This window comes from Micromonospora sp. NPDC048843, from assembly GCF_040649965.1.
GTDB lineage: Bacteria > Actinomycetota > Actinomycetes > Mycobacteriales > Micromonosporaceae > Micromonospora > Micromonospora hortensis.
Window position 1 is genome coordinate 1 of the sequence record NZ_JBEZGJ010000185.1, and the last position, 14,085, is coordinate 14,085.

The following is a 14,085-nucleotide window of genomic DNA, read 5'->3' on the forward strand; positions in this document are numbered from 1 at the left end:
ACTGTGACCTCGTGGCCGGCGGCGGCGAGGGCGACGGAGAGGGCGTGCACGTGTCGACCGAGACCGCCGACGAGCACCGGCGGGTACTCCCAGGACAGCATGAGGATGCGGCGGGTCTGCGGGGGCACCCCGGGGCCGGACTGCGCCGGCACGGGCGTGCCGGGCTGCGCGGTGGGCCCGGACTGCGCGGGAAGACCGGGCTGGGCCGAAAGCGGGGGCCGGGACGTCACTGTGGGCCGGTGGGCCCGGTCCTTGGTGGTGGCAGCGAGCTGCTCGTCGACCCGCAGGGTCGTCACATCAATCTCCGTCCATGCATGGTGGTACGCGCCGGCGTCAGTGGCGGCGGAGCGAGAGGTGTAAGGGGTGGCCGAGGGCCTGGCGGGACGCACGCGGACGCTTGCCCCCGAACAAGGAAAGTCCATCGGACCCAAGAACGCACCTCGAAAAGGGTCATCGTGACGGAGGACACCCGAGTGGTGTAGCGCGCATCAGACGGGCGGTTTTCGCCCGTCGCCTGAAAGGATGGATTGGCGCGTCCGGGCCGGGGGCACTACCTGCGTGCGCGCGGGCGATCTCGGCCGGTGCGCACATAACCATGGTCTAAGGAGCGACATGCAGGTCTGGCCGGGCGAGCGGTACCCCCTGGGCGCCACCTACGACGGGATGGGCACCAACTTCGCCATCTTCTCCGAGGTGGCCGAGCGGATCGAGCTGTGCCTCTTCGACGAGTGGGACACCGGCGCGGAGCGCCGCGTCGAGCTGCGCGAGGTGGACGCCTACGTGTGGCACGCGTACCTGCCGGGCATCGAGCCGGGCCAGCGCTACGGCTACCGGGTGTACGGCCCGTACGACCCGGCGAACGGGCTGCGCTGCAACCCGCACAAGCTGCTGATCGACCCGTACGCGAAGGCCATCGACGGTGACGTCCAGTGGGACCCGGCGGTCTACGACTACGAGCTGGGCGAGCCGGAGCGGATGTCGGAGACCGACTCGGCGCCGTTCATGCCGAAGTCGGTGGTGGTCAACCCGTACTTCGACTGGGGCAACGACAAGCCGCCGCGCACCCCTTACCACCACTCGGTGATCTACGAGGCGCACGTGCGTGGGCTGACCATGCGCCACCCGGACATCCCGGAGGAGCTGCGCGGCACGTACGCGGCCATCGCCTCCCCGCCGATGATCGACTACCTGACCCGGCTCGGGGTGACAGCGATCGAGCTGATGCCGGTGCACCAGTTCATCCACGACAACCGCCTCGTCGACCTGGGGTTGCGCAACTACTGGGGTTACAACACCATCGGTTTCTTCGCCCCGCACCACGGCTACTCCGCGCTGGGCCGGACCGGCCAGCAGGTGCAGGAGTTCCGGGGCATGGTCAAGGCCCTGCACGCGGCCGGCATCGAGGTCATCCTCGACGTGGTCTACAACCACACCGCCGAGGGCAACCACCTCGGCCCGACGCTGAGCTTCAAGGGCGTGGACGCCCCGAGCTACTACCGGCTCAGCGAGGAGGACCGCCGCTACTTCGTCGACTACACCGGCACCGGCAACAGCCTCAACGTGCGCAGCCCGCACTCGCTTCAACTGATCATGGATTCGCTGCGCTACTGGGTGACCGAGATGCACGTCGACGGCTTCCGGTTCGACCTGGCGGCCACCCTGGCGCGCGAGTTCTACGAGGTGGACCGGCTCTCCACGTTCTTCGAGGTGGTGCAGCAGGACCCAGTGGTCAGCCAGGTCAAGCTGATCGCCGAACCCTGGGACGTCGGCCCCGGCGGCTACCAGGTGGGCAACTTCCCGCCGCTGTGGACGGAGTGGAACGGCAAGTACCGCGACACCGTGCGCGACTTCTGGCGCGGCGAGCCGGCCACCCTCGCCGAGTTCGCGTCCCGGATCTCCGGCTCCGCCGACCTCTACCAGGACGACGGCCGCCGACCGTTCCACAGCATCAACTTCGTCACCGTGCACGACGGGTTCACCCTCAACGACCTGGTGTCCTACAACGACAAGCACAACGAGGCCAACGGCGAGGAAAATCGCGACGGCGAGAGCCACAACCGGTCCTGGAACTGCGGGGTCGAGGGCGACACCGACGACGAGGCGGTCCTCGCCCTGCGGGCCAAGCAGCGGCGCAACTTCCTGGCCACCCTGATGCTGTCGCAGGGCGTCCCGATGATCGGCCACGGTGACGAGCTGGGCCGCACCCAGCACGGCAACAACAACGTCTACTGCCAGGACAGCGAGCTGGCCTGGGTCGACTGGGACACCATCGACGAGCAACTGCTGGAGTTCGTGCAGACGCTCACCGCGTTCCGCAAACGTCACCAGGTGTTCCGCCGTCGCCGGTTCTTCACCGGGCTGCCGGTGAACGGGCGCGGCATCGACGAGCCGCTGCCCGACCTGGCCTGGCACACCCCGGACGGGCGGGAGATGACCGGCGAGGACTGGGGCAACGACTTCGGCCGCTCGGTGGCGCTCTTCGTCAACGGCGAGGGCATCCGCGAACGCGGCCAGTACGGCCAGAAGCACCACGACGCGTCGTTCCTGCTCTGCTTCAACGCCCACGACGCGCCGCTGGACTTCACCATGCCCGGCAGCGAGTACGGCCAGAAGTGGGAACGGGTGATCAGCACCGCCGAACCCGAGCCGGACGACGCCACGGTGATCAGCGCGGGCGGCACCATCCGGGTGCCGGACCGCTCCCTCGTCGTGCTGGAGAGGACGATCTGACATGACGGCCACCCCTCCCACTGCCACCTACCGGATCCAGGTCCGCCCCGGCTTCGACCTGGACGCCACCGCCGCGATCGTCGACTACCTGGACGACCTCGGCGTCAGCCACCTCTACAGCGCCCCGCTGCTCACCGCCACCCCCGGCTCCCAGCACGGCTACGACGTTGTCGACCACCGGGCCGTCAACCCGGAGGTGGGCGGGGAGGCCGCCCGGCAGCGGCTGCTGGCCGCCCTACGCGACAAGGATCTCGGCCTGGTCGTCGACATCGTGCCCAACCACGCCGGGGTCGCCGTCCCGGCCGCCAACCCGGCCTGGTGGGACGTGCTGCGCCGGGGGCGCGGCTCGGCGTACGCCGACTGGTTCGACATCGACTGGGACCGGGGCCGGCTGCTACTGCCCGTGCTGGGCGACGACCCCACTGCCCTCGACGACCTCAAGGTGGTCGACGGGGAGCTGCGCTATCACGAGCACCGCTTCCCGGTCGCCGACGGCACCGGCGACGGCAGCGCCCGGGAGGTGCACGACCGGCAGCACTACGAGCTGGTCTCCTGGCGGCGCGGTGACGCCGAGCTGACGTACCGCCGATTCTTCGCCATCGCGGGCCTGGCGGGTCTGCGCGTGGAGGACCCGGCGGTCTTCGCCGCCACCCACGAGCTGATCCTGCGCTGGGCCGCCGCCGGGGAGGTCGACGGCATCCGCGTCGACCACCCGGACGGCCTGCGCGACCCGGCCGGCTACCTGGCCCGGTTGCGGGCCGCCGCGCCCGACGCCTGGCTCGTGGTGGAGAAGATCCTGGAGTACGGCGAGGAGCTGCCGGACTGGCCGGTGGACGGCACCACCGGCTACGACGCCCTGGCCGCTGTCGGCGGGCTCTTCGTCGACACCGACGCCGAGGGTGACTTCACCGCGCTGGACAACCGCATCACCGGGCAGCACACCTCCTGGGAGGACCTGACCCACACCACCAAGCTGGCCGCCGCCACCCAACTGCTCGCCGCCGAGCTGACCCGGCTGGCCGCCCTCGCCCCCGAGGTGCCCACCGAGCAGGCCCGCGCGGCGCTCGCCGAGCTGGCCGCAGCCTTCGCCGTCTACCGGGGCTACCCGCCGCACGGCGCCCGGCACCTCGCCGCCGCCCGCTCCGAGGCCGGCCGCCGCCGCCCCGACCTGGCCGGCGCCCTGGACGCTGTCACCCGCCGACTGCGCAACCCCGACGACGAGCTGGCCCAACGCTTCCCGCAGCTCACCGGCGCGGTGATGGCCAAGGGCGTGGAGGACACCGCGTTCTACCGCTGGACCCGGTTCGTGGCGCTCAATGAGGTCGGCGACGACCCCTCCCACTTCGGGGTGCCGCCGGCGGAGTTCCACCGCTTCGCCAACGCCCAACAGGTCCGCTGGCCCGCCAGCATGACCACCCTCTCCACCCACGACACCAAACGCGGCGAGGACGTCCGCGCCCGCCTCGCCGTGCTCAGCGAACTGCCGGGCCGCTGGGCCGAGCAGGTCAAGACCTGGATGGAGTACGCGCCACTGCCCGACCCGGCCTTCGCCCACCTGCTCTGGCAGACCGCCGTCGGCGCGTGGCCGATCGAGCGGGAACGGCTGCACGCGTACGTCGAGAAGGCCGCCCGGGAGGCCGGGGCCTCGACCAGTTGGGCGGACCCCGACCCGGCCTTCGAGCAGGCGGTGCACGCAGTGGTCGACCGGATGTACGACGACCCGAGCCTGCACGACGAGCTGAGCGAACTCGCCGCCGCCATCGCCCCGGCCGGCTGGTGCAACTCGCTCGGGCAGAAGCTGATCCAACTCACCATGCCCGGCGTGCCGGACACCTACCAGGGCACCGAGCTGTGGGACAACTCCCTCGTCGACCCGGACAACCGCCGCCCTGTCGACTTCGACGTACGCCGAGAGCTGCTGGCACGCATCGACGGCGGCTGGCGTCCCCCGGTCGACACCGACGGAGCGGCGAAGCTGCTCGTCGTGTCGCGGACCCTGCGGCTGCGGCGGGCGCACCCGGAGCTGTTCACCACCTACCGGCCGGTGCCCGCGCACGGGCCGGTGGGCCGACACGTGGTGGCCTTCGACCGGGGCGGCGCGATCGCCGTGGCGACCCGGCTGCCGCTGGGCCTGGCACGCGCCGGTGGGTGGTGTGACACAGCTCTGTCACTTCCCGTTCACGAGATGAAGGACCTGTTCACCGGCCGGGTCTACAGTGGCGGGGAGACCCCTCTGGACGACCTTCTGGCCGACTATCCCGTGGCTCTGCTCACTCCTTCCACCGCTTCCGTGGAGGCTGCGTGATGACCGAATTCAGCGTGTGGGCGCCGGACGCCGAGCGGGTGCGGCTGCGCCTGGCCGGCGACACCGACCACGAGATGCGCGCCGCCGCCGACGGCTGGTGGCGGGTCGACGTGCCCGACGCCGGCCTCGACTACTCCTTTCTGCTGAACGACGACGAAACCCCACTCCCCGACCCCCGGTCACCGTGGCAGCCTGCGGGAGTGCACGGGCCGAGCCGCCGCTACGACCATCTTGCGTTCCAGTGGAGTGATTCCTCCTGGACGGGCCGTCAGCTGCCCGGCAGCATCCTCTACGAGCTGCACATCGGCACCTTCACCCCGGAAGGCACCTTCGACGCGGCCATCGACCGCCTCGACCACCTGGTGTCACTGGGCGTCGACCTGATCGAGCTGCTCCCGATCAACGCCTTCAACGGCGAACACAACTGGGGGTACGACGGCGTCTGCTGGTACGCCCCACACGAGCCCTACGGTGGCCCCGACGGCCTGAAACGGTTCGTCGACGCCGCCCACGCTCGCGGTCTGGGGGTGATCCTCGACGTTGTCTACAACCATTTCGGGCCCTCCGGGGCCTACGCGCCGCAGTTCGGGCCCTACCTCGCCGAGCAGAGCAACAGTTGGGGTCGCTCGATCAACCTGGACGGCCCGCACTCCGACGAGGTACGCCGCTACATCATCGACAGCGTGCTCATGTGGCTGCGCGACTACCACGTCGACGGGCTGCGCCTGGATGCTGTGCACGCGCTGCACGACTCTCGGGCTGTCCCGATCCTGGAAGAGCTGGCTGTTTCCGTCGAGTCGCTGTCGACGCACCTGGGGCGGCCGCTGTCGCTGATCGCCGAATCGGACCTCAACGACCCGCGGGTCATCACCCCGCGTGAGGCGGGCGGGTTCGGGCTGCACGCCCAATGGAACGACGACGCGCACCACGCCCTGCACACGTTGCTGACCGGGGAGCGGCAGGGGTACTACGGGGACTTCGGGTCCCTGGAGACGCTGTCGGACGTGCTGACCGGGGGGTTCTTCCACGCGGGGACCTGGTCGAGCTTCCGCAACCGGCACCATGGGCGGCCTGTTGATCCTCGGGTGCCGGGGCACCGGTTCGTGGCGTACCTACAGAACCACGACCAGATCGGGAACCGGGCTACCGGTGATCGGATCTCGGCCTCGCTGTCGCCTTCGCTGCTCCGGGTTGGGGCCACGTTGCTGCTGACCGCGCCGTTCACTCCCATGCTGTTCATGGGGGAGGAGTGGGCCGCTTCTACGCCGTGGCAGTTCTTCACCTCGCACCCGGAGCCGGAGCTGGCCTCGGCGGTGCGGACCGGGCGGCGGCGGGAGTTCGCCGCGCACGGGTGGCCGGAGGGGGACGTGCCCGACCCGCAGGACCCGGAGACGTTCGTACGGTCGCGGTTGGACTGGGCGGAGCTGGACAAGCCTGAGCATGCTTCGATGCTGGCGTTTTACCAGCGGTTGATCGCTCTGCGGCGGTCTCTTCCTGACCTCTCTGATCCTCGGCTGAACGCTGTTTCTGTGCAGCACGGGGACCAGTTCCTGGTGATGCGGCGGGGAGACACGCTCGTGGTGGCGAACCTGGCTGGGCGGGGGCAGGGGGTGTCGCTGCCCGGGGTGGCTCGGCGGGTGCTGTTGGCTACGGGGGAGGGCGTCACCGTCATGCGGGACCGGATCCAGTTGCCGGCTGAGACGGCGGCGATCGTGGCGTTGTGACGTCGATGGCGAATCGCGTGAAGCGGGATGCACACGGATCGCGGCAGATGCGGGCGCTCGTCGGCCAACTGCTATCGCCAGGCCGCGGCACATGCCTCTATCCAGGCCGCGAGGTTGGGCACATGATCGATCGTGAGCAGCGAGTACGGCGGGGAGCCGGCCAACGGCGTGACATTCACGAAAGCATGGTCTGGTGCGAAGAGAAGGAGCTGGCCGTCGTCGCGATGCGCCAGCGTCAGATTCCCGTTGGCCTCCACGGCGACGGCATAGTACTCGTCGGGATTGATGGAGAGTTCGAGGCCGTCGTCTTCCCATAGCCATGCGTAGTCGGTGACCACATCGGCGACTCGGACGTGCGTCGCGTCAACGGTGAGCACCTCGTTCTGGTTGTTCCACCAGGTGTCGGGTTCGCGGAACCGTTCGACGATCCCGCCGCAGAGCTTCCAGAAGTTCTTGTGGGTCCAGGCGACGGAGTCGCTGTCCACGTCGTGGGGCGGGCGGCAGAGCCATCCTCGTCGATCGTCCGATGATCCCCATGCCAGCAACTCGTAGGCGTCGCCTCCGACGGAGACGGGGGTGAGGGTCGTTGAGGCGAGCAGCGCAGAGAGTTCAGGCAAGCCGTCGATTGATCCGCGGGTCCACAGTTGCGCCTCACCCACGACGGCACTTTCGCCGGGACGGAAACACGGAACCTCGTGGACGAAGTGCTCCCAGCCGCTCATCGCTCCGATGATGCCAGGGTCACCTTCGCCCACCAGTCAGGGAGCTGAGCGTCCGCTCATCGGCAGTTCCGAATGGCGAGCGGCAGCTCCAGCCGCCACGCTGCCTGCCGCGCGGATCGCGGCATGTGAGTTAACCCAACCCCGCAGGACGATCGATGTGTCGTCACGTTTTCGAGTTATGCAGCGAGGCCGGACGAACCTGCGGCGGCAGCGCGTACGAACTCGAATAGTCAACGCCTGTGAAGTCGGATCAGCCCTCGCGGGCGATGTCGATGCGCAGGGCGACTGGTAAGCCATCGACATCCACGTCCAAATGGACAGGAAAGAAGCCGTCACCGACTGAGGTCATCGCCATCAGGATGTCCGCTCCGCCGACCTGGATCACGCCGGCCTCGTGTTCAGAGGCCCTAACCAGACCCATCACCTGCCAGTGATGCGAGTGCGGGCGGAAGTCGAACGCGAATTTCGGTCCGCCGGGTTCGTTTCTCCGCGTCTCGATGGCCAGCCCTCGCTGGTATGCCTCCGCGATGGGCAGGTCCGCCCACCCGTACTCGACGTCGGCACTGTCACCGAGCGGGGGCGCGCCGAACTCGGCAGCGACCTGTTCCTGGTCGCGACCCCAAAGGACCAGGTCGGCCAGCCCGTCCAACGGCCTGACGTGCTCCCACGAGCTCAGCGCGTCCGCGTCGGCGAAGACGAACCGCGCGTGGTCGACCCCCAACTCCCCGAACACCCACGAGTCGGCTACCGGCGCGTCACTGAATTCGATCCGCATGGACTGCCAGCCGTGCTCGCCGGGGACGGCGGTGACACGCAGCGGGTGATCAGCCGGTACCTCGATCGGCAGCACCGGAACGCCCATGACGATGAATCCGGGTTCCCGGGCCGCGACTGCGTGCCGGACGCGATCCCGGTGCGGGACCTGCTGCTCGAACGCGCGCAGGCTTGCGCCGTGCCCATGCTCGCGGCAGTGTTCGTCGAACGTGGCGGTGAACTCGGCGACGGCGTGGGCGGGGATGTCGTACAGCCGGGTTCCGGCCTGCCGGTCAAAGGAGTCCGCCGCGGCCTCGGCGTCCGGTCCCACGATCGCGAAGTCGGTTGCCGGGCGCTCCTCGTCGTCCGGCACCCGGTCGCCGGACCACAGTTCGAGGTAACCACCGTCCATGATCACCAACTGCCCGGATGGACACGTCACCTCACCGAGCACCACTTCGACCGCCATGATCATGGAGTGTAGGGTCGGCAACGTCGTTCAGGTACGCGAGGCGACAGGCCTCTGCTGCTGAGCGCCATTGCGGTCCTGGACCTGCACAAAACATGCTGGCCGATCAGCCGCGAAGTCCAGCGAAAGTCCGTCACACAATTTCATGCCGGATTTTGCGGATTTCTGGTACCGCCCCTCGGAGTCTGCGACGCGCTCTCTTCGCCAGAACCGAGCATCAGCTGAGCTGTGTTCGATGGCGCGACCCGCTTCATGTGAGCATGGTGGGTGCAGGACAACCGTTCCCGATAGGTGGTGTTCACGTGGTGAAGGCGCGACCCGCCGCGGGTGGCGGACGGTGGGTGGAGATCTCACCGGAGCGGATTCGGGGTTGGCTCGACGGCTTCTACAGCCGCCACGACGGCGCCACCGAGCAGGGCCTCGTCTTGACCGGCGTGAGCAACGGTGATACCGCCACGCTGTATCCGCCGCCGGGGCTTGCCGACGCTAAGGATGTCGACACGCTGCTGGCCCGCATCATCCGACCGCCCCGGATCGCCGTGCTGCTGGCCCGTAAGGGCGCGGTTGCCGCCGGCGTCGCGGACGGAACGACCATCACCGTCTCCAAGGTCGAGCGCTTCTACGTGCACGGTCGCACCGCGGCCGGCGGTTCCTCGCAGCAGCGCTACGCACGTCGCCGCGCCAACCAGGCCCAGGCTGCTACTCAGCGGGCTGCGGACATCGCCGTGCGGATCGTGCTGCCCCATGCGCCCGGTGTTGTCGCCGACCCTCACGATGCAGTCAGTGCCCTGGTCTGTGGCGGCGACCGGTCGATGATCGACGCGGTGCTGACAGACCGGCGTCTGTCACCACTGGCACTGCTGCGTCATCCACACTTGCTCGAGTCCGCCGAGCCCCGTCTGGCCGTCCTGGAGGACGCGGCGGTTACGGCCAGACGGATCCGCGTCCATCTGATGCCGTGACCACGATCAGGTCCAGCAGATCGACGACGACCGACCAGGATGATGCACGACGGCCCAACAGTGCCGGACCTGTACACGATGTCCCGTAACCCGCCCGCTCTGCGGCATGAGAGCGCCTGCGTGGCATGATCACGTTATCGGTAAGTCCGTGCGGCAGGCCGCTGAAAATTTCGCTCGAAATCCGCCGTGATGGGCTTCCTGGTGAAGCGGAGCGGTCGGTGACCACCACCGCCAACCGGTCGCAACGGGTTCACAGGGGAGGCACTGATGACGGAGTGGCCGGATCCGACGGTGTATCTGCCGTACATCGTGGAGATCGAGCAGGAAGTTGGCGAGGTTCGGTCGTACCCGGCTCATTTCGTGACAATGACACCGGACTTCGTCTTCGTCCGCGATCCGGCTGGCGGGTCGGCGAGTCTTCCGACGCGCTCGGTGCGTTCGATCAGGGTCGCGGTGCAGGATCTGCCGGCAGACCATGACTCGTTGCGGGCCGAATACCCCAACGCCTATCAGCCCTGGCACCCGCTCGACGAATTGAGCCTCGAAGACATGCACAAGTCGAGGGGGACGCTCGCGTACGCGCAGCTGCGCCGCCCTCCGGCGCATCTCGTCATCAAGGCGCGCGAGCGCGGCTACGACCCCACCGCCATGCTGAACGCCATCGAGAACGAGCCAAAACCCGAGCCGCACTCGTTGGAGGCGCGGTATGCGGGACACTCCGCTGAGAATGACTACCTCGTCATCGTCAAGCCGGGAACCGATCCCTATCAAATACTCAGTCGACACCAGCTTTCGCCCGACAACTTGTACCGCATCACCTCTTGGGGGTTCGGCGCCAGGCTGACCGGCCTGCAGTTGGAACGGTCGCCGAGGGCCGGGGTCCCGGCACTTTCCGAAGATACCGACATCGATCGCATCGAGCCCGACCCCGATCGGCTTGCACCGCATTTCCGTGCCCCAGATGAACGGCGTGTCGATGGTGAGTACATAGTGGCCGTTCGTTGCAGCGGTGATCCGCTTACCGTCGCCGCGCGAGCCGGGGTCTCCCCGAGCAGAGTGTTCGACTTCATCAACAGCTTCTCCGCTGACATGACTGACGCTCAGGTTCAAGCTCTGCGCTGGGACCCCGACGTGGTGCAGATCGAGGACAATGCGACTGCCGAGCTGGACTGCTGATCGTGCGGCTGGCTGGCGTCTGACTCCGCCACGACGATGTGCGGAAAGCGCGTGCAGCCGACGATGCACTGTTCTCGGCAGATCCGGAAGCCATGCGGCAACCCCACCTACGCGCTCGTCTGGTTCGTTCAGGTCACCCGATAGACCGAAGCCAACTCTGACGCTGGGGTTGTGCCACGTACGACTGGGCCTGCGACGCCTCTCGGGGCACTCAGCGTCGTCACTTGGATGCTCTGTCGGTGTACCGTCCAAACGTGCGGGACAGCAGGGCGTGGCCGCTGTACTGGTCCTTTAGCTGGGGGTTGGCGAAGGCATGGTGATGAAGCCGGACACCATCGGTGCCAGGATCCGGTACTGGCGGATGCGTCGTGGCGGTATGACTCAGGCCGTTCTCGCCGGGTTCGCTGGCGTCACTCAGTCCTACGTGTCGCAGGTCGAGTCGGGGCGAAAGACCATCGATCGTCGCTCCACTCTGGTCGCGCTTGCCGCCGCACTTCAGGTCACGGTGGCCGACCTGCTCGGCCAGGGCACAGAGTCCGGCGATCCGGCTCGCGAGAGCGCCGCCGAGTGCGTACCGGCGATCTGGTCAGCCTTGATCGAGATCGAGGACGGCGAGCGCCGCCGGTCGACCTACACGGCGGAGCGCCTAACCGCCGAGATCACCCGCGCCGAGCAGCTCCGCACCTCGTGCAACTACCCGGCGATGGCTCGTATGCTGCCCAACCTTTTGCTTGAAGCGGCCGCCGTTGGTGGCACAGTGCTCGTCCAAGTCGCCTACCAAACCGCCACCTGCCTGCGGAACCTCGGCTACCGTCACCTGGCCCTCAATGCCGCCCGGCTCGCCGGGGCGGTCGCCGAAGACACCGAAGACCCGGCCTGGATCGCGGCCTCCCGCTTCGCCTATGCGCAGAGCCTGCCGATCGAATCCGCACCGGTCGCGGCCCGTGCCGCCGACCGGTCACTGATCGAGCTGCAAGCTGACGCCGCCGACGATCGGGTGCGACAGATGCTCGGACAGCTCCATCTCTCGGCCGCCTTGACTTCGACAGTCAGCGGTCGATTGGACGTAGCTCGCGACCACCTCGCCGAGGCAGCGCGGGAGGCGGCAACGCTCGGGGATCCGGTCGACGGGGCCGGCTTCAACGGCTGTGGGTTCGGCCCGACCAACGTCGGGCTCTGGGAGATGTCCATCGCCGCCGAGCAGGGCGAGTCCGGCCGGGTCATTGAGCTGTCTCGGACCGTCCGACCTCAGGTACTTGCGGCGTCGATCCGCCAGCAGTCCTACTGGCTCGACCTCGGTCGCGCCCTTGCGGACGGCGGTCGCCGAGACATTGAGGCGCTAGCTGCGTTCGTGCAGGCCGAGCGGGCCGCGCCGGTACCGTTCGCGATCAACCCCCTCGCCCGCGATGCCGTGGTGACCCTGGCGCAGCGCGCCCAGCGCCGAGCCATCCCCGACGACCTGCGGCTGCTGGCCAACCGCATCGGCATCAACCTGGCCGCGTAACTGAAGCTGTCGAGCCTTTGGGCGGTTCTGCTCTGACATCCGGCCTCGAGTTGGATGTCCCGTCCGGACGAACCTGGCACCGTCATGCTGTAGTTGCACCAGCATGGCGCCTGTCCAGATTGACTTGGCATCTACGCCGGGCCGTGCTTGTGCTCATGACCTGGCGGCTTCCGCACGCTGTCCGCCCCGGGGCACTCCTCGGGCGGGGCGTAAGCACGAATGGTGCCGTTGTGCCGCACAACCCATCCGTCAGCGGTAAGGGCTACGGTGCGTTGGGGTGTAGCGTCCAACCATGCGGGCGTAGCACTCCGACGCCGCAATCCAGTCCTCTACCTGAGGGTGGGCGTAGGCATGGTGATAAAGCCGGACACCATCGGTGCCAGGATTCGGTACTGGCGGATGCGCCGGGGCGGGATGACACAGGCCGTTCTCGCTGGCCTCGCGGGCGTCACCCAGTCGTACGTGTCGCAAGTTGAATCGGGTCGTAAGACAATCGACCGTCGCTCCACACTGGTCGCTCTCGCTGCCGCGCTTCAGGTCACGGTGGCCGACCTGCTTGGCCAGGGCACGGAGTCCGGTGATCCGGCGCGCGAGAGCGCCGCCGAGTGCGTACCGGCGATCTGGTCAGCCTTGATCGAGATCGAGGACGGCGAGCGCCGCCCGTCGACCTTCACAACGGAACGCTTGACGGCCGAGATCGTCCGCGCCGATCAGCTCCGCAACTCCTGCAACTACCCGGCAATGGCTCGCATGCTCCCGCCTCTGCTGCTCGAAGCCGCTGCCGTGGGCGGCACCGCGCTCGCTCAGGCCGCCTACCTGGCCTCCACCTGTCTTCGGCACCTCGGCTATCGCCACCTGGCCCTCAACGCTTCTCGCATTTCCGTATCGGCTGCTGAGGACGTCGAAGATCGAGCGTGGATAGGCGCATCGCGTTTCATATATGCGCAGAGCCTGCCAATCGAGTCCGCGCGCTTGGCAGCCAGAGTCAGTGACCGCTCGCTGGTGGAGCTTCAGGGATACGCCTCCGACGTCCGGGTGCGGCAGATGCTCGGACAGCTTCACCTCATGGCAGCGCTGGCCTCGACCGTGGACGCTCGCCCGGACGATGCCCGCGACCACCTCGCCGAGGCCACCCGCGAGGCGGCGAGTCTGGGAGATCCGGCCGACGGCGGCGGCTTCAACGGGTGTTGCTTCGGGCCAACCAATGTGGGGCTCTGGAAGATGTCCATCGCGGCTGAGCAGGGCGAGTACGGCAAGATAGTCGAGCTGTCCCGGACGATCCAACCGCAGGTGCTCAAGGCGTCGAATCGCCAATTGTCGTACTGGCTCGACATTGGGCGCGCGCTTGCGGACGGCGGTCGCCGGGACTCTGAGGCCCTCGCCGCATTCATCCGGGCCGAGCAGTCCGCGCCGATCCCGTTCGCGATCAATCCCCTCGCTCGCGATGCCGTGGTGACCCTGGCCCAGCGCGCCCAGCGCCGAGCCATCCCCGACGAGCTGCGCCTGCTCGCCGGCCGTATCGGCATCATCCTGGCCGCATAACTGCCAGTAATCACCGCATCACCAATCCGCCCTACTGTCCGGTTTGGGACGTGAGCACGTCTGTGGCCTGGTGCGGCGGTGATCGAATCCGAGCATCACCGCTGGGCCTCTACCGGAGGAGGCGGGGGATGAGCGGTCGGGACGACAACGCTCCGGAGAACACGGGTGAGGCGGCCGAGCGGGAGGCTGCCAAGCAGC

Annotated in this window: 10 protein-coding genes; 7 read left to right on the forward strand and 3 right to left on the reverse strand. The window is 68.2% G+C overall.

All coding sequences use genetic code 11. The features are described 5' to 3' along the window. The coding region (locus AB0C20_RS30335) for a glycogen/starch synthase (protein ID WP_357569238.1) at positions 1–296 on the reverse strand (296 nt) is incomplete at its 3' end. A 316-nt stretch (positions 297–612) separates the two neighbouring features. Between AB0C20_RS30335 and glgX the strand changes: the two genes are divergently transcribed. The 3 genes from glgX to treZ are packed head-to-tail and all read left to right on the forward strand — an operon-like array spanning position 613 to position 6,759. After that, positions 613–2,730 (forward strand): glycogen debranching protein GlgX, encoded by a 2,118-nt coding sequence (gene glgX, locus AB0C20_RS30340; RefSeq protein ID WP_357187024.1) that lies wholly within the window; start codon positions 613–615, stop codon positions 2,728–2,730. A gap of 1 nt (position 2,731) precedes the next feature. After that, the gene (gene treY / locus AB0C20_RS30345) at positions 2,732–5,035 is read left to right on the forward strand and encodes a malto-oligosyltrehalose synthase (RefSeq protein ID WP_357187021.1); all 2,304 of its coding nucleotides are present in this window, start codon (positions 2,732–2,734) and stop codon (positions 5,033–5,035) included. Continuing rightward, on the forward strand, positions 5,035–6,759 hold the full coding sequence (gene treZ, locus AB0C20_RS30350) for a malto-oligosyltrehalose trehalohydrolase (protein ID WP_357569239.1): 1,725 nt from the start codon (positions 5,035–5,037) through the stop codon (positions 6,757–6,759). The genes treY and treZ overlap by 1 nt, the downstream gene beginning before the upstream one ends. Before the next feature lie 71 nt (positions 6,760–6,830). Here the strand turns inward: treZ and AB0C20_RS30355 are convergent, their stop codons facing one another. After that, positions 6,831–7,481: a hypothetical protein gene (locus AB0C20_RS30355; protein ID WP_357187016.1), complete on the reverse strand. Its 651-nt coding sequence runs from the start codon at positions 7,479–7,481 to the stop codon at positions 6,831–6,833. A 250-nt stretch (positions 7,482–7,731) separates the two neighbouring features. Next, positions 7,732–8,703 carry a hypothetical protein gene (locus AB0C20_RS30360; protein ID WP_357569240.1) on the reverse strand — a complete coding sequence of 324 codons (972 nt, stop codon included), beginning with the start codon at positions 8,701–8,703 and terminating at the stop codon, positions 7,732–7,734. Between the two features lie 302 nt (positions 8,704–9,005). Here AB0C20_RS30360 and AB0C20_RS30365 point away from each other — a divergent pair, with 302 nt between their 5' ends. The 4 genes from AB0C20_RS30365 (at position 9,006) to AB0C20_RS30380 (ending at position 13,887) form a co-directional block, all read left to right on the forward strand. Continuing rightward, entirely contained in the window at positions 9,006–9,665 is a 660-nt protein-coding gene (locus AB0C20_RS30365; RefSeq protein ID WP_357569241.1) for an acVLRF1 family peptidyl-tRNA hydrolase, read from the forward strand. Between the two features lie 267 nt (positions 9,666–9,932). Next, positions 9,933–10,841 (forward strand): hypothetical protein, encoded by a 909-nt coding sequence (locus tag AB0C20_RS30370; RefSeq protein ID WP_357187007.1) that lies wholly within the window; start codon positions 9,933–9,935, stop codon positions 10,839–10,841. A 319-nt stretch (positions 10,842–11,160) separates the two neighbouring features. Beyond that, positions 11,161–12,345 carry a helix-turn-helix transcriptional regulator gene (locus AB0C20_RS30375; protein ID WP_357187064.1) on the forward strand — a complete coding sequence of 395 codons (1,185 nt, stop codon included), beginning with the start codon at positions 11,161–11,163 and terminating at the stop codon, positions 12,343–12,345. A gap of 357 nt (positions 12,346–12,702) precedes the next feature. Continuing rightward, a complete protein-coding gene (locus AB0C20_RS30380; RefSeq protein ID WP_357569242.1) occupies positions 12,703–13,887 on the forward strand; it encodes a helix-turn-helix domain-containing protein in 1,185 nt (394 codons plus the stop codon). Positions 13,888–14,085: the final 198 nt, after the last annotated feature.

Bases quoted from the DNA above. Each gene is read 5' to 3' on its own strand.
- glgX (WP_357187024.1), top strand. From the start codon at position 613: ATGCAGGTCTGGCCGGGCGAGCGGTACCCCCTGGGCGCCACCTACGAC.
- treY (WP_357187021.1), top strand. From the start codon at position 2,732: ATGACGGCCACCCCTCCCACTGCCACCTACCGGATCCAGGTCCGCCCC.
- treZ (WP_357569239.1), top strand. From the start codon at position 5,035: ATGACCGAATTCAGCGTGTGGGCGCCGGACGCCGAGCGGGTGCGGCTG.
- AB0C20_RS30355 (WP_357187016.1), bottom strand. From the start codon at position 7,481: ATGAGCGGCTGGGAGCACTTCGTCCACGAGGTTCCGTGTTTCCGTCCC.
- AB0C20_RS30360 (WP_357569240.1), bottom strand. From the start codon at position 8,703: ATGGCGGTCGAAGTGGTGCTCGGTGAGGTGACGTGTCCATCCGGGCAG.
- AB0C20_RS30370 (WP_357187007.1), top strand. From the start codon at position 9,933: ATGACGGAGTGGCCGGATCCGACGGTGTATCTGCCGTACATCGTGGAG.
- AB0C20_RS30375 (WP_357187064.1), top strand. From the start codon at position 11,161: ATGAAGCCGGACACCATCGGTGCCAGGATCCGGTACTGGCGGATGCGT.